Raw genomic sequence first — 318 nt, 5'->3', positions numbered from 1 at the left:
GTCGGTCGCAGATCTGGCCGCGCAATTGGCCGCCTCCGGGGCGCTCGCTGACCGGCTCGACGATCTCGACGCGGCCATGGCGGGCACGCCTTTCGTGATTTTCGTCGCGGGTCAGAGCAACGCCGCGCGCCGCGTTGCCCATGCCCCGTTCAGCCCCCCGCCGAATCTCTACATGTGGAGCTATGCAGGCACGGCCCTGTCGGCCGCCGCGGCGACCACGACGATCGGCACGTTTCAAACCGGGGCGGCCATTGCGGGCACGAGCAACTGGGGCATGATGATCGGCGCGAGAGCCGCGATCGAATATCCGACGCGGCC

Annotated in this window: 1 pseudogene; it reads left to right on the top strand. The window is 69.2% G+C overall.

The window, feature by feature from the left end:
- A pseudogene (locus FBT96_RS19960) lies at nt 1-318 on the top strand (sialate O-acetylesterase); the annotation flags it as partial.

Origin of the sequence: Rhodobacter capsulatus (assembly GCF_005144475.1) — a bacterium.
GTDB lineage: Bacteria > Pseudomonadota > Alphaproteobacteria > Rhodobacterales > Rhodobacteraceae > Rhodobacter > Rhodobacter capsulatus_C.
Note: the sequence above shows the minus strand (reverse complement) of the source record. Positions and strands in the feature narration are given on the sequence as shown.